The 23,335-nt window shown below is 58.6% G+C and carries 20 protein-coding genes; 15 read left to right on the top strand and 5 right to left on the bottom strand.

Annotated elements, in window-relative coordinates:
* Positions 1-142: 142 nt before the first annotated feature.
* Positions 143-1,138, top strand: a complete 996-nt coding sequence (locus PM3016_RS20065) for an oxidoreductase (protein ID WP_014370708.1) — start codon at positions 143-145, stop codon at positions 1,136-1,138.
* Positions 1,139-1,265: 127 nt separating this feature from the next.
* Here the strand turns inward: PM3016_RS20065 and PM3016_RS20060 are convergent, their stop codons facing one another.
* The 4 genes from PM3016_RS20060 to PM3016_RS20050 all read right to left on the bottom strand — a co-directional run bounded on the left by PM3016_RS20060 (position 1,266) and on the right by PM3016_RS20050 (position 5,685).
* Complete coding sequence (locus tag PM3016_RS20060) at positions 1,266-2,708, bottom strand: family 43 glycosylhydrolase (RefSeq protein ID WP_238540264.1); 1,443 nt, start codon at positions 2,706-2,708, stop codon at positions 1,266-1,268.
* A gap of 225 nt (positions 2,709-2,933) precedes the next feature.
* Positions 2,934-3,806, bottom strand: a complete 873-nt coding sequence (locus PM3016_RS20055) for a pectate lyase family protein (RefSeq protein ID WP_238540263.1) — start codon at positions 3,804-3,806, stop codon at positions 2,934-2,936.
* A gap of 154 nt (positions 3,807-3,960) precedes the next feature.
* Entirely contained in the window at positions 3,961-4,263 is a 303-nt protein-coding gene (locus PM3016_RS39980; protein ID WP_238540262.1) for a hypothetical protein, read from the bottom strand.
* A 483-nt stretch (positions 4,264-4,746) separates the two neighbouring features.
* Positions 4,747-5,685: an AraC family transcriptional regulator gene (locus PM3016_RS20050; protein ID WP_013918339.1), complete on the bottom strand. Its 939-nt coding sequence runs from the start codon at positions 5,683-5,685 to the stop codon at positions 4,747-4,749.
* A 178-nt stretch (positions 5,686-5,863) separates the two neighbouring features.
* Here PM3016_RS20050 and PM3016_RS20045 point away from each other — a divergent pair, with 178 nt between their 5' ends.
* The 11 genes from PM3016_RS20045 (at position 5,864) to PM3016_RS19995 (ending at position 17,159) form a co-directional block, all read left to right on the top strand.
* A complete protein-coding gene (locus tag PM3016_RS20045; protein ID WP_014370704.1) occupies positions 5,864-6,613 on the top strand; it encodes an SDR family oxidoreductase in 750 nt (249 codons plus the stop codon).
* A 277-nt stretch (positions 6,614-6,890) separates the two neighbouring features.
* Positions 6,891-7,085 carry a hypothetical protein gene (locus PM3016_RS20040; protein WP_013918335.1) on the top strand — a complete coding sequence of 65 codons (195 nt, stop codon included), beginning with the start codon at positions 6,891-6,893 and terminating at the stop codon, positions 7,083-7,085.
* Positions 7,086-7,156: 71 nt separating this feature from the next.
* Positions 7,157-8,149: a hypothetical protein gene (locus tag PM3016_RS20035; RefSeq protein WP_013918334.1), complete on the top strand. Its 993-nt coding sequence runs from the start codon at positions 7,157-7,159 to the stop codon at positions 8,147-8,149.
* Between the two features lie 235 nt (positions 8,150-8,384).
* Positions 8,385-9,890 (top strand): AraC family transcriptional regulator, encoded by a 1,506-nt coding sequence (locus tag PM3016_RS20030; RefSeq protein ID WP_238540261.1) that lies wholly within the window; start codon positions 8,385-8,387, stop codon positions 9,888-9,890.
* Between the two features lie 101 nt (positions 9,891-9,991).
* Entirely contained in the window at positions 9,992-10,984 is a 993-nt protein-coding gene (locus PM3016_RS20025; protein WP_014370702.1) for an iron-hydroxamate ABC transporter substrate-binding protein, read from the top strand.
* An 11-nt stretch (positions 10,985-10,995) separates the two neighbouring features.
* The gene (locus tag PM3016_RS20020) at positions 10,996-12,003 is read left to right on the top strand and encodes a FecCD family ABC transporter permease (protein ID WP_014651478.1); all 1,008 of its coding nucleotides are present in this window, start codon (positions 10,996-10,998) and stop codon (positions 12,001-12,003) included.
* A gap of 28 nt (positions 12,004-12,031) precedes the next feature.
* Positions 12,032-13,075, top strand: a complete 1,044-nt coding sequence (locus PM3016_RS20015) for a FecCD family ABC transporter permease (protein WP_238540260.1) — start codon at positions 12,032-12,034, stop codon at positions 13,073-13,075.
* A 109-nt stretch (positions 13,076-13,184) separates the two neighbouring features.
* Positions 13,185-14,000, top strand: coding sequence for an alpha/beta hydrolase (locus tag PM3016_RS20010; protein WP_014370700.1), 816 nt, complete (start codon positions 13,185-13,187; stop codon positions 13,998-14,000).
* A 155-nt stretch (positions 14,001-14,155) separates the two neighbouring features.
* Entirely contained in the window at positions 14,156-14,530 is a 375-nt protein-coding gene (locus PM3016_RS20005) for a hypothetical protein (RefSeq protein WP_014370699.1), read from the top strand.
* A 379-nt stretch (positions 14,531-14,909) separates the two neighbouring features.
* Positions 14,910-15,581, top strand: a complete 672-nt coding sequence (locus PM3016_RS20000; RefSeq protein WP_014370698.1) for an SGNH/GDSL hydrolase family protein — start codon at positions 14,910-14,912, stop codon at positions 15,579-15,581.
* Between the two features lie 267 nt (positions 15,582-15,848).
* Positions 15,849-17,159: a NarK family nitrate/nitrite MFS transporter gene (locus tag PM3016_RS19995; RefSeq protein WP_013918326.1), complete on the top strand. Its 1,311-nt coding sequence runs from the start codon at positions 15,849-15,851 to the stop codon at positions 17,157-17,159.
* Positions 17,160-17,290: 131 nt separating this feature from the next.
* Here the strand turns inward: PM3016_RS19995 and PM3016_RS19990 are convergent, their stop codons facing one another.
* On the bottom strand, positions 17,291-17,878 hold the full coding sequence (locus PM3016_RS19990) for a LysE family translocator (RefSeq protein WP_014370697.1): 588 nt from the start codon (positions 17,876-17,878) through the stop codon (positions 17,291-17,293).
* Between the two features lie 139 nt (positions 17,879-18,017).
* On the opposite strand from PM3016_RS19990, the gene PM3016_RS19985 reads away from it, so the two are divergent.
* The 3 genes from PM3016_RS19985 to PM3016_RS19975 all read left to right on the top strand — a co-directional run bounded on the left by PM3016_RS19985 (position 18,018) and on the right by PM3016_RS19975 (position 23,312).
* Positions 18,018-18,914 carry a LysR family transcriptional regulator gene (locus PM3016_RS19985; protein ID WP_013918324.1) on the top strand — a complete coding sequence of 299 codons (897 nt, stop codon included), beginning with the start codon at positions 18,018-18,020 and terminating at the stop codon, positions 18,912-18,914.
* Between the two features lie 435 nt (positions 18,915-19,349).
* Positions 19,350-20,750 (top strand): family 43 glycosylhydrolase, encoded by a 1,401-nt coding sequence (locus PM3016_RS19980; protein WP_013918322.1) that lies wholly within the window; start codon positions 19,350-19,352, stop codon positions 20,748-20,750.
* 348 nt (positions 20,751-21,098) lie between these two features.
* On the top strand, positions 21,099-23,312 hold the full coding sequence (locus PM3016_RS19975; protein ID WP_014370696.1) for a glycosyl hydrolase: 2,214 nt from the start codon (positions 21,099-21,101) through the stop codon (positions 23,310-23,312).
* The last annotated feature ends 23 nt before the right edge of the window (positions 23,313-23,335 follow it).

Genomic DNA, 23,335 nt, shown 5'->3' with positions numbered 1-23,335 from the left:
TCACCTTAAAAAATAAAATTAATAGGCTTGATTTTCCGTGATTATTAAGTTTTACAGCACCTTCTTTCTTGATTATCGCATGTAAACTATTCCTTCAACCCGATAAAATGATATTCAAATCCCCATTCAAGGAGTGAATCTTATGTTAACCGCGCAAACCGCCCTCACCCTGAACAGCCCGATCACAGTCGGCAGTCTCGAGCTTCGCAACCGGCTGATCCTTGCCCCGATGCAGCAGTACCAAGGCTCGCCGGAAGGTTATGCGACGGAGCATCACACCCAGCATTATTCGAGGAGAGCCGGAGAGCTCGGCATGATGATCGTGGAATCGACGGCCGTCTCCGATAACGGCAGACTGGTGCCGAACGACATCGGCATCTTCACGGACCGGCATGCCGAAGCGCTGAAGCGGGTTACCGATGCAGTGCATGCCGCGCATACGCCGATCTTCGTGCAGCTGTCCCATGGAGGCAGGAAATCTGCGCCGGAGGTAACGAGGAAGCTCGTGGCGCCGAGCGCCATGGCCTATGACGACACGTACGGCGTGCCCTCGGAGCTGACGGCCGCCGAGATTGAAGCACTTCTGGAGGATTACCGGCTGGCCGCCAGACGCAGCATCGCGGCAGGCTTCGACGGGATTGAGGTGCATGCGGCCCACGGCTTCCTGATCCACCAGTTCCTCTCGCCGCTCTCCAACCGCCGCACCGATGCCTACGGCGGATCGCGGGAAGGCAGGTCACGGTTCCTGCGCGACACGCTGGCCGCCATCCGTTCCGAAACGGGCAGGGGGTATCCGCTGATCGTCCGGGTCTCCTCGACCGATTACACCGAAGGCGGCTTGACTCCGCAGGAGGTCGCGCTGATGCTGAAACCGCTGGAGACGGAGGGACTGCTCGACGGGGTGGACGTATCCTCGGGAGGACTGCTTCCCGTCCAGCCGCCGGATGTCCATCCGGGCTACCAGGTGCCGGATGCGGCCGCGATCAAGCAGCATCTTCATGTGCCCGTCATCGCCGTCGGCAAAATTTATACGCGTCCTTTCGCGGACCGGATTATCGCGGACGGTCTGGCGGATGCCGTCGCCGTCGGAAGGCCTTTTCTGGATGACCCCGATTTTGCGCAGACGCTGATCGGCTGAGGAGTGTTTCGGCATGGCATGGAAGCAGCCCATCGCTGCAGCGATACCATTAGTGGGAAAGGGAGAAGGGAGGGCCTCTACAGGATAGAAGCCCTCTCTCTATTGTGGGGACGGGAGAGTGCCCGTGCTAGTCTTGTTGGAACGTGGCGTCCGCCTTGTCCGTCGCGGTGGACACCGGCTGCACGTACATCAGGTAGTTGTAGTGGCGCAGATACCGGCCGGGTGCCGCATACGATTCGTAAGACTGCCCGGTGCCGGCCAGGCCCGCACGCGGGTAGAAGGTGGCTTCCTGCTTGAAGAGCGCCGTCCCGTCGTTCTTCTCCACCCAGACTTCCCCATTCCTGCTCCGCAGGTAGTAGCCCGGGAAGTTTGTCGACTCGAGCGACACCGTACCGCTGCCGGCCAGACCCGTAACAACGCGGAACTGCGAGTCCGCCAGCTTCGTCACATTCGGCTCGAGCTTCGCCCGGTATTCCCAATGCCGGATGCTGTACGACGGGAAGTTATACGACAGGAAGCGGACCGGGGTGAGGCCGTCGGGAACCGGAATCCCGAAGTTCGGCGTGCCGTCCGTGTTCCAGTAGAGCTTCTGCACCCGCGTCCGGCGGTTCGGGTCGTTCAGCGGGTCCCCCGAGATGTCCTTGTAGCTGCGGTCGTGGTAGACGAGAATGTCGCTCTTGCCGTCCTCGGATACCGTGAACGAGTTGTGACCCGGCCCGTACTGTCCGGTGGCGTCACTGCTCGTAAATACCGGCTGGGCGGACTTCACCCATGACTTCGGATCAAGGAGATTGCTGGTGTCGGAGGCGGTGAGCAGGCCCAGGCAGTAGTTCGCATCGGTGGCGCTCGCGGAGTAAGTGATGAAGATCTTCCCGTTCTTCTTGATAACGGCCGGTCCTTCATTGACCCATACGCCGCCCTGCTTTTCCCACGTATAATCCGGTTTGGCGATCAGGACCTGCGTCCCCGTGATGGTGGTTGGCGAGCTCATCTTGGCGATATAGATATTCGAGTTGCCGGCAATCGCGGGGTCCTTCTGCGCCCACACGAAATAACGGCTGCCGTTATGCTCGAAGGTCGTGCCGTCGAGCGTGAAGGAGTCCCAGTTCATGACGACCTTGCCTTTTTCCGTCCAGGTTCCGGTCAGCGGGTTGGCATCGGAGCTCTCGAGAGCGTACTGCCGGATCGCCCACTTGTCTTCCGCCTTGCCGGCCGTGAAATAGACATACCATTTGCCCCCGACGTAATGAATCTCCGGCGCCCAGATATGCGCACCCATCTCGCCGCTGGCATGCTTGCGCCAGATGACCACCGGGGCAGCAGACGCCAGCCCCTGGATGGTTGTGGCCCGCCGCAGCTCGATCCGGTCGTACTCCGGCACCGTCGCCGTGAAGTAATAGTAGCCGTCCGTGTGCTTGTAGATCTGCGGGTCGGCCCGCTGCGCCACCAGCGGATTCGTATACTGCACTGCGGCTGCGGAAGCCCCCTCGGCGTAACCCCCCATTAGAGCCGCCAACAGCATGCATATGGCGGTTCGCTTCATCCAGCGTCCATCATTCTGTACCATCATTCCATCTTCCTTTCTGAAGGGCAATTGAACAGGAATGGCAGGGCCGTCTCTCTGTTCCGACTCATCATACCGAAGCTGTAAGCGCTTTTAAATGGACGGGTTTTCGCTTTTTGTGGAAATTTTTCGGGAGATGGAACAAAGGCCGCCGCCCCGCAGCAGGGGAGGACCCCGCCGCGTAAGCGACAGCCTTTGGCAGCGCATGCTGTACTGCTCTTGGTTAGAGGCTTAGCGTACCGGCTTGCCGGCTCCGGCATACGTCGATACAATGCTTGGGACATTGGCCGTCGCATCCGCCGTATACGAATAGTACGAAGTCGGCGTCCAGCCCACATCGGTTCCCACCTGAGGGGAGTTAGCGGTCGCTATGTTGATGGACTGCTCCGTGGAAGAGCCGTAGGCTTTGTAGATCGTGCCGGTGTCATACAGCTTGCCCTTGACGGATTCGCTGCCGGAGTAGCCGGCGAGCTTCGTCGTTGCGGCACTTACATTGAGGTAGTTGTTCTGCGAATACACCTTCGCCGAGTAGCCGATGCCGTACACCTGATCCGCCGTGCCGACATAGTAGTTGTTGTAGACATGAACCATGCCGTAGCGCACCCGCGGGCTTCTCTGCTTGGAGTTCAGGAAGTAGTTGTGGTGGTACGTCAGCTTCAGCTTGCCGTCATCGGTGGTCGTGCTGTCGCTGGAGCCGATCAGGGATGTCTTGTAATGATCCTGGAAGACGTTGTACGAGATCGTGATGAAGTTGGAACCGTTCTTCGCATCGAGCAGGCCGTCGTGGCGGACGAACGGCTTGACCTCTCCGGTGGAGGAGTTCTTCATAATCATGCCGGAGTTCGTATCCGTTACCTTGTCGGCAAAGGTGCAGTGATCGATCCAGATGTTCGTTGCGCCGTCGAGCGTCATGCTGTCATAAGCCGCGTTCCAGTTGCCGCCGCTGTCGGACGGATCCCACTGCGGGAAGAAGTCGAGCGCATCGTGGAATTGGATGTTCCGGATAATGACGTTGTTCGAGCCCTTCAGGTACAGGCTGCCGCCTTTGATGATCGAGGTGTTGGATTCGCCGATGATCGTCTTATTGGAGCCGACGCTGATCACCACCTGATTCTTCTGCTTGGTCGCTGCCGCGGCCCGGGCGGTCTCCTGCGAGCTGATCGTGGCGGAATCATTATTATAGTACGCGTTCTGATAGGTGGTCAGGTTGTAGCCTGTGCCGGAAGCGTAAGTGGATTCCGTATTGCCTGCATTCAGGTCAATGGTTCCGCGTACGAGAATGACCGCTTTGGTGGTGCCGGCTACCGCCGTCTTCAGCTGGTCGCGCGTTGTGACGACGGTGACCGGGAGTCTCCGTGGAGGTCGTGGATTTGCCTCCGTTCAGCGTGAAGGACGTCGTTCCCGTACCCGTACGGGAACCCCATCCGTCGTTGGCTCCAAGCTGCGAATCTGCATAGAGGGTGGCCGCCTGGGCTGCAGGCACCATGAAGAGAACGGAGGAGAGCATGGTGATGGCGGTGAATGTGGACCACATGCGTTTCATTTTGCTGGCAGTTGTCATGAACAAAGTTCCTCTCTACTGTGGATTGGGTGCGGGCCTGCTGCACGCTCAGTCTGAACCTAAGCTGTCGGGAAGCCCTTAAGAGTCGAGGCTTCGGGATCACTTCCTTTCACCGTTGTTCGATTCTGCGGCTTCGGGTTCTTTGGACACCGGCCCTGAGCTGCCGGCCCTGAGCTGCCTTTTGCCTCATCGGACATTTCCCAATGTAAGCGGTATCCCGAAAGGGCGTCAATAAGCCTGTCATGAGATGAAGCTCACTTTGTCTTCAGGGAAGTGTTCCGGCATAACACCGGTTCATTTTGGCATATCGGAGTTGATTCCGGCATATCCGCTGAGCCAAGCGGCACGCGGCAGGTTGAATTTGGCGCATGAACCGGCAGATGGGGGCAGCATCCGACAAATAAGATTAAGCAAGATTTTCTTACTATGTAAGGGATTGGATCAATGCAATGCGGGCCCCTCACAAAAAATCCCCCGCCTTCTCTAAGAAGTGGGGGATAGGGTGGGAAGAACGGTCTCCCGCAGATGCCTCACATCGCTGATCGGCGGACGCCCGAACATGCGGGCATATTCCCGGCTGAACTGGGAAGGGCTCTCATAGCCCACGCGATAACCCGCATCCGCTGCTTCCACCGTCTCCGTCAGCAGCAGCCGGCGTGCTTCCTGCAGCCGGATCGCTTTCTGATACTGCAGCGGACTCATGGCCGTCACCTTCTTGAAGTGCTTGAAGAGGGCGGAAGGACTCATGCGGATCTCCCTGGCCAGCTCTTCGATGTGCAGCGGCTTGTCATAGTCCCGGTGCAGGAGGCGGATCGCCTTCGAGATGAGGTTCGCCTGGCTGCCGGCCACCGCGAACTGCCGGATGAGCGCTCCCTGCCCGCCCTGCAGCACGCGGTATAGAATCTCCCTGTGCGCCAGGGGAGCCAGGACCGGAATATCCTCCGGCGTATCGAGGAGCTTCACCAGACGAAGCACGGCCTCCAGCAGCGGGGGAGTGGATGGAGTCACCGAGATGCCCCGGCCCGTACCCGGCGGGCTGCTCTCGGGCCGGGCCGTCTCCTGGGCGAGGTCCAGTATGGCATCGGGGCTGAAGTTGAGCTGCAGGCTCAGGTAAGGAACCTGCGGCGTGGCTTCCATGACCTTGGCAAGGACGGGCAGGTGGACGGAAGTAACGAGATAGGAGGCCGGATCATAGCGGTAGATTTCTTCGCCGAGCGAAGCGGACTTGGCGCCCTGTACGATGATGCACAAGGAGGGCGCATAGACCGTATGCATCGGCTCCGATGCCCGGGATGAGCGGCGGAACCGGAGGTCCGGCACGGCGGTCTCATGCAGGCCGTCACAAGGCGCATGACGCCCGATCCGAGCCGCCAGTTCCTGCGTAAGTGCTGCCAGATCAGCCGGAGTGACAGTTGGATTCATGGTTTTGGGCCTTCCTTTTCCAAAGGGTGGTTGATGAGCCTATTGTATCGCCCCTGAAGAGGATCAGGCAAGGAACGAACAGCAATAGGCTACTGGAATGGGGGATTCCCCTATTATAATGAGAGTATAGACCGGGGAAGAACCTCCGGATCCATCTTAAGCGGAAAGAAGGAGTATCATGCCGGACAATCAAACGCTGCAGGGGAAAGTCGCTATCGTAACAGGAGCATCACGGGGTATCGGCCGTACCATTGCCGAACAGCTGTCGGAGCTCGGGGCCAAGGTGATCATTAATTACGCAAGCTCCCCGCAAAAAGCGGAGGAGGTCGTCCGGAGCATCCGGTCGAAGGGCGGGGAGGCCGCAGCCGTACAGGCGGATCTCAGCCGGGTGCCGGAGGTGGAAGCTCTGTTCGCCCGGACGCTGGAGATCTTCGGGCAAATCGACATCCTCATCAATAATGCCGGAGTGAACCGGTATCTGCCGATTCTGGAAGTGACCGAGGAGGATTACGACAAGCAGTTCAATCTGAATGCCAAAGGGACGTTTTTTGCGTGCCAGCAGGCGATGAAGCATATGCAGGAGAAGGGGAGAATCATTAACTTCTCCACCTCGGTCGTGGGACAGATGTTCCCGACCTACAGCGTCTATGCCGGCACGAAAGGGGCCGTGGAGCAGTTCACCCGCCAGCTGGCGAAGGAATTTGCCGTCAAGGGAATCACGGTCAATGCGGTCGCTCCCGGACCGGTGAACACCGAGCTGTTCCTCGAAGGAAAAACGGAGGCGCAGATCGAAGGGCTGAAGAAGTCGGCGGCCCTCGGCCGGATCGGAGAGCCGGAAGATATTGCGAACGTCATCGAATTCCTCGTCAGTGAACAATCCGGGTGGATTACCGGGCAGACGATCCGTGTCAACGGCGGTTTCATTTAACGGATGAGTGTATGAACTTGAGCCTGCATGGGCGCCTCCGGTCGGGGTGCCTGCAGGTTTTTTTGCGCAGGGTCCGAAGCCGCACTCCTTTCAAGGGACCGCAGCCGGCACGAAGAGTCAATAAATTACAAGTTTTTGATCATTAGAAGAGATACCCATTTTCAGGGAAACCGGAGATAATGAAAAGCGGACTCCAGCACAGGGAAGCGGGGATGCCTGCCACGAGCTGACTGGGCCGTTTTTTGATGTAAAGGAGTTTACTGGAGGGGGAGCACGTTTGGACAACAGCACCTACTATTACTGCTGCCGCTGTCATCAATTGGAGCATTACAGCGAAGCACTCAAGATTTTTGCGTCCGGCTTTATGCGCAGGGACCGGATGGATTATCGGGTCGGTTACTGCCTAAGCAGCGAATTCCTGGCGGAGGCCTGCGCAGCGATAGAAACGAAGACTTCCAAAGAGGAGGGATGATTGACAGTGTCTCATCCCGTATGCGATGCTTCCAAAGTGGAATCATTTCCCAATGAAAGGAGAGCTCATTCATGCCGGTAAAATGGCTGCTCATCGCAGCTGCCGCTGTGCATCTGGCAGCGGCTTCCTCACCGCCGGAACCGATAACGACCATCGACGTCGGAGTCAGGGAGAACATGCAAACCGGGACGGTGCAGCCTCCGCTGCCGAAGCTGACAGCCGAGCAATCCGAGCGGATCAACTTCGGCAAATATGCCGTCCCCCCTACGCTGCAGTCCCTGCTCGATCTGCGGCAAGAGCTCGGAGATCCGGAGCGGCTGTATGATGCCGTGTATTTCTTTGTGAACACGGAGAACTTTCGATACTTCAGTACCCCCGGCGATGTCGTTGTCTTCGGCAATGTGGGAGTCGACGGCGTCCACTACGGGTTCCTGACCGACTATGGCACGGTAACCGATCTCGAAGAGGCGCCGATCGTCTGTATCAGTCCCATGGATTTCGACCGGCCGGTGCGGATCGTCGCCAAGAACTTGAAGGATTTCCTGCGGCTCAGCCTGACGGACGCGAATCTGGTTCTCAATCCGTTCGGTACCGAAGCGGAGTATCTGGCGGCACAGGAGCGGTGGGCGGAAGAAGAGAAGGCTTCACCTTATCAAAGAACGGAAGAAGAAAAGCAGGCCCGCCTGGAAGTGATCCATGAGCTGCAGAAGCGGATCAGCCTACCGGAGCTCGGCTTGAGCGCTTTCTCGTATGTACAGAAGACAAGCGAGGAGCGGGGAAGACAAGTCACCATCCGAACCTTGGACGGGCTCGGGGTAACCACACCGCTGGAGCAGGGGCGTCTCCACGAGGAGTTCAAGGTGAGCAAAGACGAGCCGATCGATCTGTCGAAGCTGAAAGCATACTTGGCCGGTGCGCCGCGGGCCTCCAAGCTCGCCCTGCTGCGCGACCTGCAAATCACCCGCGTACTGCCAAATGAGAAAGAGCTGCAGCCGCTCCTTCTGGAGGAAATGCAGCTGCTCGGACTGAAGGACGAAGCGGCGCGCATCCAAGCGTCTTATTAGCCTATCGTAACAAGGCTGCCCACGAGGCGGCCTTGTTTTTTTGTCTGGCGATTCACGGTGTTGACAGTCCCGGGTGCATATGCTACCTTCTTTGATGATATTGATTCTCATTTTCATTAACTGGAGGGCACTCATGCAGCCTGACACATACACCCGCATTTCAGATGCGCTTGGCCGACTGGACGATCTATGGATCAAGTTCAGGAGGGCAAGCCTGCTTCAAGAGGGGAACCTCATGCCCATGCTTACTTCCTCCTATTATATGGTGATCCCGAAGTGCGGCGAGAGCCGGTTGACCCTAGATCTGCATACTTATCCTCTGCGGCAGGATGCCGTGTACATCGCAGGGCCCGGGCAGACGATCGCCATCCGGGAGGAAGAAGGGGCGAAGTCCCAGCTCTATGTGCTCGAATTCGACATCCATCCTTCGGGGGCTGACGGACCTGCTTTTCCGCTGCTGGGCGAGCTTCCCATTCATCCCGATCCCGCTCTGCTCCGAATGTGCGAAGGGCTCTGCGGCTCCACCCGAAGCGGGCAGGCGGTGGAGCGCCTGTATGGGCAGGCTGTTTTTCATGAGCTGCTGTACTGGACGCTGACCCATCACAGAGAGGAGCTGCGAGTGGATTCAAGAACGGCCCTCGAGAAGACGAAGGCCTATATCGATACGAACTATGAGGAAAACCTGTCGATGGACCAGCTGGCCCGCATGGCGGACATCTCCCCCAAATATTACGGGAGCCTGTTCAAGAAAACCTTCGGCAAAACGGTCACCGATTATTTGACGGAGGTGCGGATCAACCGGGCGAAGCAGCTCATGGCGCAGTCCCGTCTGCGCCTGCGGGATGTGGCGTTCATGGTCGGCTACCAGGATGAGTTTTATTTCAGCCGCATGTTCAAACGCGAGGTGGGGGTGCCGCCCACCGTCTATCTCAAGAGCCGAAGGCAGAAGATTGCCGCTTACTCCGCCCCGATACTCGGCCAGCTGCTTGCGCTGGGCGTCCTGCCCTATGCCGCTCCGCTGCATCCCAAATGGACCTCGTACTACTATGACAACTACCGCGCGGACATTCCTCTGCATCTGAGCGGGTTCCGCTTTAACGAAGACTGGGAGTCGAATGTAGGCCGGCTGGCCCAAAGCGAGGTGGACTGCATCATCACGACGGACAGGCTGCATGGGGAGGAAAAGGAACGGCTGGAGCGCATCGCGCCGGTGCATTTCATCCCGGAAGGGGCCCCCTGGCGCGAACAGCTGCAGCAGATCGCCGGGATTGTGGGAGCAGCGGATGAAGCGCAGACCTGGTTGGACCGTTACGATGCTGAGGCCCGGCTCGTGCGGGAGAAGCTGCATCGGCAGCTGCAGGGGGAGAAGGTGCTGATAGCCAGCCTCTTCAAGAAGGCCTTCCGGTTGTTTCCCGTCAGGGGCATGCGGGAGGTGGTCTGCCAGGACATGAGGCTGCTTACCCCTCACGAGGCCGACGAGTATTCACCGGGCCAGACTTTAAGCCTGACGGAGCTCTCAGCCGTGGATGCCGATCACATCCTGCTGAATGTGTGCCAGGAGACCGAAACGCTGCAGTACTGGGAAGAGCTCCAGTCGGACGTCGATTGGACGAATATGAAAGCCGTGAGGAGACGCCGGGTGCAGCTGATTTCGTCCGATCCGTGGCGTGAATACTCCGCCCATGCGAAGGAACGGATGATCCGGGACCTCTGCAGCCGGTTATGCGGAAATCGTACATGAAATGTCCGGGAGATTGTCCATGTTCGTGCGCATCGTCTTCCTCTATACTCTTATGAGAATGATTCTCATTAACACACACTAGAGAGGGGCTGTCCTTATCCATGAGAACATTGTGGACACTCGGCGCTGCGGCGCTTACACTATTTGCCTTAACGGCATGCGGAGCCCAAACCGGCACCCCGCCGGCGGCAGGCAGTCCGCCCGCACAACAAGCCGTCAGTACGGCGGAGCCGGCCTCATCGGCCGCTAGAGTTATCTCATACGGCGGCAAGGACTACACCGTACCCGTCAAGGCGGAGAGAGTGGTTATCACCGGGGCGCTGGAGTCGATGGAGGATGCGCTGCTGCTGGATGTGAAGCCGGTCGGAGCCATTACCGTGGGAGGGGGCTTCCCGCCGCTCTTCGCCGGCATTACGGATAAAGCCGAGGGTATCGGCGAGAAAGCCCAGCCGAACCTCGAGACGATCCTGAAGCTGAAGCCGGACGTCATTCTGATGAGCACGAAGTTTCCTGCCGAGACGATCGAGAAAATGAGCAAGATCGCGGTAACCATTCCCGTGTCCCACCTGGCGAGCGACTGGGAGAAGAACCTGAACCTGCTGGCCGAGCTGACAGGCAAGCAGGAGCGGGCCAAGGAAGTTCTCTCGAAATACAAGTCGGATGCGGCAGCCCTGAAGGAGAAGATCGGGCCTGCCCTCAAGGATAAGAAGGTGCTCGCGATCCGGGTACGCGCCGGCAGCATGTTCGTCTATCCGCAGGATGTTTTCTTCAATCCGTCCGTGTATGAAGAGCTCGGAGCTGCGGTGCCGGAGATCGTGAAGGGGGCGAAAGCCCAGCAGAACCTGTCCCTGGAGAAGCTCTCCGAGATCAACCCGGACTATCTGTTCGTACAGTTCTCGGAGGAAGAGAACAAAGATACGCCGAAGGTGTTCGAAGAGCTGAAGAACAATCCGATCTTCCAAAGCATGAACGCCGTGAAGAACGGGCATCTGTACACGAACCTTGTCGATCCGCTGACGCAGGGGGGAACGGCGTACAGCAAGATCAAGTTTCTTGAAGCTGTAAGCCAGAGCAGCATCGTACAGGTCAAGTGAACGAAGCGGCGATGACACGCAAAGTTCAGGCTCATACGCTGATTCTGGCGGGAGCGCCGCTGGCTATCCTCTTCACGGTGCTTCTGTCCGTCATGTACGGGGCCAAGGCCATGGAGGCCGGCCGGATTCTCGAAGCCTTCCTGCACTTTGACCCGGCGAATGTCGATCACCAGATCATCATGCACTCGAGGCTGCCGAGAGTGCTCGGGGCGCTGCTCGTCGGCGCCTTATTGGCTGTGTCGGGGGCGCTTATGCAGGGGCTGACCCGCAATGATCTTGCGTCGCCTTCCATCATGGGCATCCTGGACGGCTCCGCCTTTGCGGTAACCGTCTGTATGGTCGTGATGCCTTATGCTTCCACGATGGGCATGATCCTGGCCTCCTTCGCGGGATCCGCGCTGAGCATCGTGCTGGTCTATGGGCTGGCCTCGCAGCTGCCGGGGGGATTGTCTCCGGTCCGGCTGGCGATCCTGGGCACGCTCGTCGGCACCTTCCTGAGCAGCGCCGCCTCGGCCATTGCGATGTACTTTCAGGTGTCGCAGAATATCAGCTTCTGGTACAATGCGCGGCTGCACCAGCTGGATCCGAAGCTGGTCACGCTCGCGCTCCCCTTTGCCGCGGCCGGTTTGCTGCTCGCCCTCTGGGTATCGAGATCGATCACGGTCTCTGCGCTGGGCGATGAGCTCGCCGTCTCTCTGGGACAGAACACCGTACGGGTCAAGCTCCTGACGACGCTGAGCGTCATTCTGCTTACGGGAATCGCCGCCGCCGTAGCGGGGAGGATCGGCTTCGTAGGGCTGCTCGTACCGCATATCGCACGGTACCTGACCGGACTGGATTACCGGCGGATCATCCCCTGCTCGGCGGTCCTCGGCGGCATTTTCCTCGCCTTGTGCGATGTGCTCAGCCGGTTCCTCCATTATCCATACGAGATGCCGATCGGCGTTGTTACCGCGATGATCGGTGTGCCTTACTTTCTCTATCTGATCCGCACCCGGGGAGGAAAGAAGCATGGATGAAAGCATGCATGAAAGCATGGATAGAAGCATGGATAGGAACCGTAAGCCGTATTCCTATGCTTTCCTGCTGGCGGGCTGCCTGGGCCTGATCCTGCTCACCGCCTATATTTCCTTGACGAACGGGGCGTTCGATATTACCGTGCGGGATACCGTGCGCACGCTGCTGCGCCTGGATGCACAGCGGGAGTTCGATCTCGTAATCTTCGAATTCCGCCTGCCGCGGATCGTTATCGCCGCCCTGGTCGGCATGGGACTAGGCATGGCCGGAACGGTCACCCAGAGCCTGACGCGCAACAGCCTGGCGGATCCCGGCATTCTCGGGATCAACGCCGGAGCGGGGATGGCGATGGTCCTGTTTCTCTTTTTTGTCCAGGACGGCATCAAAGGAACGGGCTGGGGCGCCGTCATGGCGATGCCGCTGGCCGGCTGGCTCGGCGGACTCGGCGCCGCGCTGCTGATCTATGTCTTCGCTTACCAGCACGGACGGCTGGATCCGCAGCGGCTTCTGCTCGCAGGGATCGCCGTCTCATCGGGACTGTCGGCGGTCACGGTGTTCATCACCCTGAAGATGAACGCCCAGGACTTCGAGATGTCCGCCGTCTGGGTCGCCGGCTCCATCTACAATGCGAACTGGAAGTACATCGCCTCGATGCTTCCCTGGCTCGTCGTGCTCACGCCGGTGCTCCTGCTGCGTTCGCGCCAGCTCGATCTGTTCCGGCTGCACGAGGACAGCGTCCGCGGGCTGGGCGTTGCGGTCGAGAAGGAGCGGAGGCTGCTGCTGCTGTGCAGCATCGGGATCGTCAGCGCCTGCGTCAGCGTCTCGGGCGGGATCGGCTTCATCGGGCTGATGGCTCCGCATCTGGCCGCGCGGCTGGCCGGCTCGTCCCACCAACGGCTGCTGCCCTTATCCGGGATGATCGGCGCGCTGCTCGTCCTGGCCTCCGATCTTATCGGCAGGACCGTCTTCGCTCCGGTAGAGCTGCCTGTCGGGATTGTGATTTCCCTGATCGGGGCACCGTATTTTGTCTGGCTGATGTACCGCAGCAGGCGGACGCAGGGAAGCGCCGCATGATTTTGTACTTTGCCTCATGCTCGACAATTGATGATAAGAAAAGAGGAGGAAGTTTGCATTGACCCAGTCACTTAGTGCTGATCAACCGCCGGCAGAGGAGGGTCGCCGTATGGGAGCCTATGCCCTGCCCGGCACAGAGCAGTTCCTGCTGCGCAGGGAGGAGGGGGGACAGCCTTATCGGATCATGGTGGCTGCGCCGACGCAGAAGCCGCCTTCCCAAGGCTATCCGGTGCTGTACGCACTGGATGCCAACGCGTTGTTCGGCACCCTTGTGGAAGCCCTGCGCGTGCAGTCGCGCAGACCGGAGAAAACCGGCGTCCTCCCGGCCGTTGTGGTGGGCATCGGCTATCCGCACGACTGCCCTTTTGATGAGAGCCGGTTCTGCGATTTTACGATGCCGACGCCTCGGGAGGTGCTCGAGTCGCTGCCCGTCAGAACCCCCGGCCAGCCCTGGCCGGAGACCGGCGGCGCAGACGCGTTCCGCCGCTTCATTGAGAGCAGGCTGAAGCCGCGCATCGAGCGGGACTATCCGATCGACCGGAGCAGACAGGCCATTCTGGGACACTCCCTGGGCGGGCTGTTCGTCCTCCAAACGCTGCTGACGCAGCCGCATACGTTCCACTCCTACATCGCCGGCAGCCCGTCCGTGCATTGGAACAAGAGGCTGATCGAGGAACAGGCGGCCGGGCTCGAAGCCTGTTTGCCCCGGTTTGGCGGCGCACTGAAGCTGCTGATCACGGTCGGCGAACTTGAGAAGGATCATCCGAGCGGGATGAATGCCAATGCCAGAGTCCTGTACGAGAGGTTATCGTCTTTGGCCGGGAAGGGGCTGCACACGGACTTTGTAGAGTTCGCGGGGGAAGGGCACGTCTCCGTGCTTCCCGGCCTGGCGAGCCGTGCGCTGCGCTTTGCGCTGGGGGAATGACGGGCGCGCCTTTAGTGACGAACAAAGAGTGGGATGCCATTTCAAATGGTATCCTCTTTTTATTAAAAACAGACGTATCGCCAGCGGTATCTGTCGTATACCATTCAAGCGATTTGCTCATAAACTGTATCATCCTCAGAAAAGGAGTGATAGAGTTGGCAAACCGTGACGTACGTCTTGCGCTGTGGTCCGGCACGAACTTTTCCGTACGCCGTATTCTCTTCAGACGCGGAGGAGTGGCGGTCCGGGATCTGGGAGCCTTCCGTTTTAATAATGTTCTCTCGAGCTTCCGGCTCCGTAATGTGGTACAGAGTTCTGAAGTAACGCTTGTCCTTTTCTCGCGGATCAATTTTCAGGGTTCGTTCCGCGTGTTCCGCGGCAGCCAGAACGTAGCGAACCTGGGCGCATTTAACTTTAACAATGTCACCTCTTCGTTCATTGTGGTAGGCCGCAACCTGACCAACGCGGAAATCGCCCAGATTCAAAGAACGGGCAGACCTCCACGGGACATCCTCATTATTAGACAATGACCCCCCAAAGTACCCAGCCATACGCTTCTTAACGGATGGAGAACGTTAGATGACCTGAACGGGAGCAGACTGCGATGCAGCTGCTCCCGCTTCTATGTAACAGATGAAAGAACTCCAGCCAGGCCACGGGTCTATGTCCGGAACGCAGCATAGTTAACCCGGCCATTAACATCGGAGGGGAAAGGGAAGAGGCTTTGTGTACCTGTTGACCGTTCAGCATGCCGGCGCAAAGATGATACATATGGATGGTTAGGTAAACTTTACATCTCGCGGCTAAAAAGATAGCGCTGCTGCAAGATTGCCGAAGGGGATTGACAAATCCGGAAGGCGGCTCCAAACTTAGTTCATTAGATGAATAAAGTTGATGAGGAGCGAGAACATGAACCCAAGGAAGGAAGGCACCGTGATCCTGTTTCAGGGCGATTCGATCACGGACGGACAGCGCAACAAAGATCCGCAGCAGGACTGGGACCTGAATCACCAGATCGGCCACAGCTATGTCTATCTGCTTCATGCCGAGCTCGGCTCGCGTTATCCGGAGAAGAAGCTGAGCTTTATCAACAAAGGCGTCTCGGGGAACCGCATCGTGGATGCGTATGCCCGGCTGGAGAGCGATGTCATCCACCGGCAGCCGGACATCGTCAGCTTCATGCTCGGCATCAATGACTGCCACTTCCAGCTCCATGACGGGAGCGGCGCGACCCCGGCCAAATTCGATAAGCTGTACCGGATGATGATCGATGAACTCACGGAGCAGCTGCCTGCCGTACGCATTGCCCTGCTGGAGCCCTTCCTGCTGCCCGTGGGCCGGGTGGCCGAGTCCCTGAACGAGTGGACGGAGCTACTCGTCCCCATGCAGGCCGCGGTGAAGCGGATCGCCGGGGAGTACGGACTGCTCTTCGTACCGCTGCAGCAGCGCTTCGATGAGCTGAGCCAGGTAAGGGAGCCGTCGTATTGGATCTGGGACGGCATTCATCCGACCGTGAACGGCCACGGCATCATTGCCCAGGAGTGGCGGCAAGCCGCTGCACAATGGATTGAAGAATTGTAAATGCACGTGCCTCACGGCCGTTTTCCGCCGTTCATGCGGGAAGCGGCTTTTATTTATTTCTAACCAAAGGATGCCGCATCTGCCAGCCCGTTATACGGGTTTGTCCCCTGGTTTTAGCCGAACAGCCTTTCCTCTCCATGTTACCGGTTTGACAAGGATGCTGTGATTCACATTACATCCCCCGGGGACCCTTGCCAAGTATGATTAGGTCAGAAAGAAGACATCGCGATGGGTCAGTAAAATATAAAGAGAGAGGAAATGACTGTTATGGCTAGAATTCAACAGTGGAAACCGGAGGATCCGGAGTTTTGGGAGAAGGAAGGGCGGCGCCACGCCAAGCGCAATCTGTGGATATCGGTGCCTTCCCTGATGCTGGCCTTTATTGTCTGGCAGATTTGGTCCGTCGTTGCCGTCCGTCTGAATGACATCGGGTTCAACTTCACCCCCGACCAGCTCTTCACGCTGGCCGCCATTCCAGGGCTCGTCGGCGCCACGCTGCGCTTCGTCTATACCTTTGCGGTAGGCAAGTTCGGAGGCCGCAACTGGACGGTCGTCTCCACTGCGGCACTTGCGATTCCGGCTGTGGGCATCGGGTTCGCCGTACAGAACCCGGATACGCCGTACTCCGTCATGTTTACGCTGGCTGCCCTGTGCGGCCTCGGCGGCGGGAACTTCTCTTCGTCGCTGGCGAATATCTCCTTCTTCTTCCCGAAGAAAGAGAAGGGCACGGCACTCGGCATCAACGGCGGTCTCGGCAATATGGGCGTATCCGTCGTCCAGTTCGTCACTCCGCTCATCATCACGACAGGCACCTTCGCAGCCCTGGCCGGCGACGGGCAGCTGCTGAAGAACGGCCAGCAGCTGTGGCTTCAGAACGCGGCCTTCATCTGGGTGCTGCCGATCGCCATCCTGACGGTGGCCGCCTGGTTCGGCATGGATAACCTGCCGGGAACCAAGCAGTCCGTAGCCGAGCAGTTCGTCATCGTCAAACGCAAGCACACCTGGATCATGACCTGGCTCTATGTCGCCACCTTCGGTTCGTTCATCGGCTACTCCGCGGCGTTCCCGCTGCTGCTGAAGAGCCAGTTCCCGCAGTATGTATCGCTTGCTTTCCTCGGAGCCTTCGTGGCCGCGGCGGCCCGTCCGTTCGGCGGCTGGATCTCGGATAAGTTCGGCGGTGCACGGGTCACGTCCCTGGTCCTCATCACGATGACCATCGGTGCGGTCATGGTCATCTACTTCATGGGCCGGCACGAATTCGGCGGCTTCCTGGCGGCCTTCCTGGTTCTGTTCTTCGCGGCAGGCACCGGCTCGGGGTCGACCTTCCAGATGATCCCCGGCATCTTCCCGGTGAAGGAAGCGGCACCGGTTCTGGGCTTCACCGCCGCCTTCGCCGCCTACGGCTCCTTCTTCATTCCGAAGCTGTTCGGATGGTCGACAGCGAATTTCGGCAGCCCGGTCGCGGCCTTCTATATCTTCATCGGCTTCTACGTCGTCTCGATCGCCCTCAACTGGTACTTCTATCAACGCACGGCCGGGGGCAGCCTGTTTGCCCCGGCGAAGAAGAGGGCGGCCTGACATCCTTAGCCGGTTGTCCTGCTGAACCTTCCCGCAGATGGTCCTGCTGAACCTTCCCATAGACGGAACACTCATGACATTCATGAGTGTTCCGTTTTTTTTATGGTTTGAACCCATTGTTTCCTTTGCCTCTAGTTTGAAAAGAGAAGATAGACTGCTACAATAACCAGAGAGCCGCCCATGGACAGATTCAAGGCCTTCATGCCGTTCTTTACCTTCGCGAGAAACTGCAGCCTGGACCCGGCGAGAGCCCAGACGGCCAGGGACAGATAGCAGATCACAAAATAAATACAGATAAAGACCAGGAGCTTGGCGTAGGAACCGTCGAGCCCGAAGGCGGATACCCCGGATACACAGGCGATCCAGGCCTTGGGATTCAGCCACTGCATGAGAAAACCCTGGCGCAAGCGCGGCTGCCCTTCCTCTCTGACCCCCATATCCGGACGGGCGAACAGGATCTTCCAGCCGATATAACCCATATATGCGGCGCCCGCATACGGCAGCAGCTCAAAGAATAGAGGAGCCTCTGTCACGAGCCGGGAGAGCCCGAGCCCGACGGCGGCCAGCAGGATCGTGAACCCTATCGTTGCGCCGGAGACGAACGGAAGGGACCTCTTGAATCCGTAATTCACTCCCGACGAGAGAATCGTCAGGTTCACCGGACCGGGAGAGATGGACATCGATAACGAGAAAAGACACATGGCAATGACAGCAGACATGAGTGCACGCTCCTTACGTTCTACTTTCTGGGGCTACTATAGCCCAACCGGTTTCCCGTCGTCCAATTGCAATTCCGGATGGGAGCCATCAGAAAAACGGAAGGGTCAGCGCATGCACCAAAAAAGGGAGGGAGCAGGCTTGGAACTGTATCAATTGAAAACCTTCCTGGAGATTGCCCGCAGGGGCAGCTTGACCGAAGCGGCGGCCCGTCTGAACACTAGCCAGCCGGCCGCAAGCGCGCATATCAAAGCGCTGGAGAAAGAGGTGGGCTTTTCTCTCTTTCACCGGACTTCCAAGGGGATGGCCCTGACGGAAAAAGGGGCGGAGCTGCTGCAGGAAGCGCGGAACATCTTCGATTCCGTCGATCATTTCTACGCCAAAGCCAATCGATTGAAGGGCGATCCGGGGGCGCCCGTCCGAATCGGACTGAACACCCATGCGCAGCTGCTGCGGGTCGAAGACTTGATCCGGCTCGCTTCGGAATCCATCGCGCAGGCCGAGCTGCATTTTATCGAAAGCAAGAGTGAAGACTTCCTCGAGAACCTGGGCGCCTCCCGAATTCACGCGGGCTTCTACTATGGATTCGGCACCCATCCGTCCGTATATGCGATTCCGGTCGCTTCGTTTCCGATGGTTGTCGTCTACCCGAAGGGCTGGGAAGTTCCGGAGACCGGGCTGTCGCTGGCGTATTTTGCGGAGAAGCCTTGGATCTGGACGACCCAGGGCTGTCCGTTCTACAGGCAGTCCATCGACTACTTCCTGCAGCGGGATCTGGTTCCCGGACGAATCATGTATGTCGACGACGAATCGCTGATCGGGGATCTCGTTCACAGCGGCATCGGCTGTTCGCTCCTCGCGGAGCCGGTGGCCATGCGGTTTGTCCGTGACAACAAGCTGAGGAGCTGGGACGGCCTCGATCTGCAGATTGACCTGCATTTCGGGTATCTGAAGGAGAAGCGGAATGATCCCGTGCTCCGGGAGATAGGCTCCATCGTAGATCGGATGTGGAACGGGGAAGAGGGACGTTCGGCATAGGGAAGCATGGGAGCCGGCCGGGTGCCGACCCTGAATAGGGAAAGCGGCCGGCATGAAGCATAAGGGGAGAGCTATCCGTCAGTTCGGCGGCTCTTGACCCTTTCGCTTCATCGGGGCTTCTTCATCAACTTTTCATCAACCTTGGGTAAATATTTTATTTAAACCTATTGATAAATACATAAAATAAATATAGAATAAGGCTACATCAAGCGAGGGAGGGTTATGACAACCAAGAGGATGACAGCGCTTACGGATTATTTTCATCACATCCAGAGGAGGCTCACAGCAATTTACAATCTTGTGAACTAAAAGGACTATGCAATAGAAAGAAAGATCTTTCAGCAGTCCTTTATTGACAGCGCTTACAGTACATAAAGACAGGCAACCTGCCGGCTGTCAATATTTGCGGTATCAACCACAAAGGAGATGCATTCGATGACAGGAATTTTGAACAGAAAAAAACTGATGACCCTTTTTCTCGCCCTGCTGATGACCTTCACCATGGCGCTGCCGGCTTCCGCCGCCGAATGGACTGTATCCGGGAATGTGGAGTCGCATGATCCAACGGTGATCAAGGAAGGGAATACGTGGTGGCAGTTCTATACAGGGGACTATCTCAAAGTCAAATACTCCAGCGACGGCAAGAACTGGACGCAGGGCACGCCGATGTTCAAAGCCCCTCTGTCCTGGTGGTCCAATTATGTGACGAGAACGACCGCCGTCAATGAAGTGTGGGCGCCGGATGTCATCTACCATAACGGCCGCTACTGGCTCTACTACGCTTACTCCGAATTCGGCACGAACCGTTCCCTGATCGGTCTGATGTCGGCTTCGAGCATCGCCGCAGGGGACTGGAGAGATGACGGGCTGGTCATCAGCTCCGACTCGTCCAAGGATTACAATGCGATTGACCCGGGAATCACCAAGGATGCTTCCGGCAGTCTGTGGATGTCCTTCGGCTCCTTCTTCTCCGGCATCAAGCTGGTGAAGCTCGACCCGGCGACGATGAAGCCGGCCTCCGGCGCAGCGATTCAAACCATCGCGACCAGACCCGGCGTAGCCAACAACCCGATCGAGGGCGCCAAGATCGTCTATACGAACGGCTACTATTACATGTTCGTCGCGTTCGACTACTGCTGCCAGGCGGCGAACAGCACCTATAAGATCGCTTACGGGCGTTCCACCAGCATTACGGGTCCCTATGTCGACAAGGCCGGGACGAGCATGATGAACGGCGGCGGCACGATCCTCGAAGTGGGCGACTCGAGATGGCGCGGTCCGGGCGGTCAAGAGCCGTTCTGGGACGGCAGCAAGTGGGTCATGGTCCGTCACGCTTACGATGCCAACAACAGCAACTTCCCGACGCTCCGGATTACGGACCTGTACTGGGATGCGGCAAAATGGCCTTCCTACAGCGCCAGCAGCGGGTATTACAAGGTGCAGAATCGCGGCTTCTCCTCGCTGTATCTGGACAGTCTCGGTAACACCACCGACGGCGCCGACCTCGTACAGTGGACCGGCAGCACGAGCTACAACCAGCAGTTTGAGATCGTGAACCTCAGCAGCCAGTACTACAAGCTGATCAACCGCACTACCGGCAAGGCCATTGACGGTCTGGGCCGCACGGCTGCAGGCTCGAATGCCGGCCAGTGGACCGGCAGCACCAGCTACAACCAGCAGTGGGAGATCATCTACAGCGGCAGCTACGTCAAGTTCAAGAACCGTGGGACAGGCCTGTACCTGGACAACGGCGGCCAGTCCGCTGCCGGTTCCGTGGTGAAGCAGTACGGCGACAGCACGAGCTACAACCTCCAGTGGGCGCTTCAGAAGCAGTAAGATATTGATAAAATGTTCAGATCAGGAAGGATTGCCGGGTGACCGGCAGTCCTTTTTGGTTTGGCCGCCCAAAAGACACCAAAGTGCTATTCAAATGCTTACATAACTGTTAGAGAATACCTTACCCCAAAAATTATAATGAGCATACCATCCCCAATGGAACGCTGCCGGACAGCCGGCAGGGGAGGAGGTGGCTTGGGGACAGGACAAGAGGGGAGGCGGTAGGTCCGTTCAGGATGATCCGGATTACGCACCCAGGCCAAACAGGATGCAAGTCGGTACGGGCCTGGAGGTCCGGCCGGACCACGAAAGGAGAGAGGTATTGTGATTAAAAAGGAGAGAGGTATTATGATCAAACAGGAGAGAGGTATGGTGACCAAACGAAGGATGGTGATCGGCTGGGTGGCCGTGAACCTGCTGGCGGGAGTCCCGCTTGCGGCGGCAGGAACAGGGGAAGCCTCTTCTGTCATTTACGAAGCGGAAGACGGGCTGCTGGCCGGAACGACGGTCGGTACGGCTTCACTCGGCTACTCCGGGTCCGGGTATGTCACGAGCTTTGACGATGCGGCGGATTCGCTGACGTTCACGGTGAACGTACCGGTGAAAGGGCTGTACGAGATCCGGCTCGGCTATAACGGGCCCTATGGAGACAAGCGGACGACGCTGGCCGTGAACGGACAGCCGGCCGGCGAGATCGCCCTGGCCAGCACCACAGGCTTCAAGGAAATTCCGGCGACCAAAGCGCTGCTGAACGCGGGAAGCAACACGATCCGGATCGACCGCGGCTGGGGATGGTTCGAGATCGACTATCTGAAGGTGGCGCCTGCCCCGGCACCTGCACCGCACCAGATCACCAAAGCGCTTGTCGATCCCCAGGTGACACCGGAGGCGAAGTCGCTGATGAGCTTCCTTGTCGACACGTACGGCAGCAAGATGCTCGCGGGGCAGCAGGGCTACAATAACGTAAGCTGGCTGGAGACGAATGTGGGCAAAAAGCCGGCCCTCGTCGGGTTCGATTTCATCGAATATTCGCCTTCCCGTGTGGAGCACGGCTCCACTTCTACAGAAACGGAAAAGGCGATCGACTGGGACCGCCAGGGCGGCGCTGTAACCTTCGCGTGGCACTGGAATGCGCCCAAAGGGCTCATTGACGAGCCGGGCAAGGAGTGGTGGCGGGGCTTCTACACCGACTCCACGACCTTCGACATCGACTATGCGATGAGCCATCCGGAGTCCGAGGATTACAAGCTGCTCCTGAGGGACATCGACGCCATTGCGGTCCAGCTGAAGAAGCTGCAGGACGCGAAGGTGCCTGTGCTGTTCCGTCCTCTCCATGAGGCGGAGGGCGGCTGGTTCTGGTGGGGCGCCAAAGGGCCGGAGCCCTGCAAGGCGCTGTATCGCCTGCTCTATGAACGGCTTACCGGTGTCCATAACATCCATAACCTGATATGGGTATGGAATTCCATCTCGCCTCAGTGGTACCCGGGTGACGATGTGGTCGATGTCGTCAGCTTCGACTCCTACCCGGCGGCAGGCGATTACAGTCCCCAGGTCAGCCAATACGACCGGCTCGTGGCGCTCAGCCAGAACCGCAAGCTGATCGCGATGACGGAGAACGGCTCCATCCCCGATCCGGATCTCATGGACATCTATCACACCGACTGGAGCTGGTTCTGCACCTGGGAGGGCAGCTTCCTGACCGACGGCAATACGAACACGCTCGCCCATCTTAAGAAGGTCTACCAGCACGCCAATGTGCTGACCTTGGATGAGCTTCCGAATCTCAAAACCTACGGTGGCGGTGGCGGTGGCGTGGTGACCGCTCCGGCGGCTCCGTCCGGCCTGGCGGCTGCGGCCGGTGACAAGCAGGCCGTACTGAGCTGGACCGCTTCGGCAGGCGCAGCGAGCTACACGGTGAAGCGATCTGCGGCCAGCGGCGGACCGTACACCACGGTGGCTGCCGGCATCACCGGCACAAGCTATACGGACACCGGCCTGACGGGCGGCACGACCTACTACTATGTGGTCACGGCAGCGAACAGTGCGGGGGAGAGTGCGAATTCCGCGCAGGTGAGTGCCGTACCGACTTCGGGCCCGGCGGCGCCTGCCGGTACGCTCAAGGTGCAGTACCGTGCCGGAAATACGAACCCGGCGGATAACACGATCGCGGCGCATTTCAATATCAAGAACACGGGCACGACAGCCGTCAAGCTCAGCGATTTGAAGCTGCGCTACTACTTCACCAAGGACGGCAGCCAGGCACTTCAATCGTGGGTGGACTGGGCGCAGATTGGTTCGGCGAATGTGAACCGCACCTTCGGGACAGCGTCAGGCACGGGAGCGGACACCTACGTGGAGCTGAGCTTCACGGACGCGGCGGGCTCGATCCCGGCCGGCGGGCAGAGCGGCGACATTCAGCTGCGCATCGCGAAGTCCGATTGGTCGAACTTCAGCGAGACGGGCGATTATTCGTTCGACGGGACGAAGATCGCGTATGGGGACTGGAACAAGGTCACGCTTCATCTGAACGGCTCCGTCATATGGGGCTCCGCGCCGAATTGAGGCGCTTGGATGGCGGGCGGAGT

Source organism: Paenibacillus mucilaginosus 3016, from assembly GCF_000250655.1.
GTDB classification, from domain to species: Bacteria; Bacillota; Bacilli; order Paenibacillales; family NBRC-103111; genus Paenibacillus_G; species Paenibacillus_G mucilaginosus.
The sequence above is the reverse complement of the archived record's forward strand: the minus strand, read 5'-3'. Positions and strand labels throughout refer to the sequence as shown.